Origin of the sequence: Collimonas sp. OK242 (assembly GCF_900107095.1) — a bacterium.
Taxonomy (GTDB): domain Bacteria; phylum Pseudomonadota; class Gammaproteobacteria; order Burkholderiales; family Burkholderiaceae_D; genus Collimonas.
This window is the reverse complement of sequence record NZ_FNOR01000051.1, coordinates 1-1328: the sequence shown is the minus strand read 5'-3', so window position 1 is coordinate 1328 and position 1328 is coordinate 1. Positions and strand designations below refer to the sequence as shown.

2 protein-coding genes are annotated in these 1328 nt (G+C 45.2%); both read left to right on the top strand.

Annotated features, from left to right (window positions below; translation table 11 throughout):
• The first annotated feature begins 197 nt into the window (after window positions 1-197).
• The gene (locus BLV81_RS23395) at window positions 198-626 is read left to right on the top strand and encodes a hypothetical protein (RefSeq protein ID WP_092360281.1); all 429 of its coding nucleotides are present in this window, start codon (window positions 198-200) and stop codon (window positions 624-626) included.
• Window positions 627-698: 72 nt separating this feature from the next.
• A complete protein-coding gene (locus tag BLV81_RS23390; protein ID WP_092360280.1) occupies window positions 699-1169 on the top strand; it encodes a GFA family protein in 471 nt (156 codons plus the stop codon).
• The last annotated feature ends 159 nt before the right edge of the window (window positions 1170-1328 follow it).

Here is a 1328-nt window from a genome sequence, read left to right as displayed (position 1 = left end):
AACGTCTTGGGATTAATTGCGTTTACACTGATGGCTGAAAAACGGTGAAAATATAATCCCCAAGGGGCGTCGCGTTTTCACACACTCTGGGCCAAAAGAAGACAAACAGGTTACATCTGAATTTAATGCTGCGATAACAAGATGAATGCCTTAGTCTCCGGCTAATAACTTGGTCCACATAAAAACTATTGATTAACATGAAAAAAATAATTGCTCTATTAGTCACTGGACTAATTTCAGCACAAGCTTTTGCCGGAGCTTGTTATATTGAAAAAATAGAATTTCAAAGATACTTGAAAACAGAAGAGGGAAATGTTCTTCTTTATTTTATAAATGTCCAAAAAGAACGGCAGCAAATACTAATTCAAGTGAAATGGGCTGAGCGCCTAGGTTATTTGATAAGTGACGGCGAGATATGGGGCGGGGAAATCAAAAATAAGTCGGCGCTAGTTCTTCACAATAATGATGAAATTCACGTGCAGGGCGGAAGTGTTCATGACTGGTGTGATCTAAAGGTGGTAATTACGCCAGAAAAAAAAGGCATTAATGTCAAGGCAATCAATACGTTTGGTGGGCAAAATCAGTCCTTCGATTATTTCATGGATGCCAAAGAAATTATAGAATAACGCGCTGTTTTGCTGAGAGTCTGGGTCGCAAGAGCACAACGTAGTCTGACATATATAAAAGTGAGCTAATCGATGACTCCACCATATCCCGGCAGGTGCCTTTGCGGGCACGTCAAATTCCAACTTATTGCCGACCCGCTGACATTCTATGTCTGTCATTGTGCGGTCTGCCAACGTCGGACAGGTGGTGCCGCGTTACCTGTGATGTGGGTCGGGAAATCCGACCTGCGAATTCTTGAAGGAGAACCCGTGCTGCAAGTTTTTGACCTTGGCAATGGCGGTCAGAGACGCAGCAGGCTTTGCCCACACTGTGATACTCGCCTATGGGCTGAGCCACTTGATAAACCAACTCTCGCAATTCTTCGTCCGGGGACGCTGGAGAACCAAGGCGAATTCGAACCGATCGCGCATGTGTTCATGCGAAGTAAATTGCCGTGGTTTTCCATTCCACAGGACGTCGCCAAGTTCGACACTTTCCCAGATAAGGAGGGAGAGCTGATTCGCCTTTGGCAAGAAAAAATACTTCGACATAACACAGTGTAGCGATCTGATTGTTTTAAGCGGCGTTGGATGGTGGGCCGTTGAGGAGTGACGGCAACCGTCCGTTTTCGGCCCAGAGTGTGTAAAAACATAGAAATTCGTTGGCACGATCAATAACGTGTTCAACGACCGCCATCCAAGTCACGAGAGCGGTTTATTCTG

What these genes read in the sequence shown, in the direction of transcription:
- BLV81_RS23395 (WP_092360281.1), top strand. Translation starts at nt 198, where the DNA reads ATGAAAAAAATAATTGCTCTATTAGTCACTGGACTAATTTCAGCACAA.
- BLV81_RS23390 (WP_092360280.1), top strand. Translation starts at nt 699, where the DNA reads ATGACTCCACCATATCCCGGCAGGTGCCTTTGCGGGCACGTCAAATTC.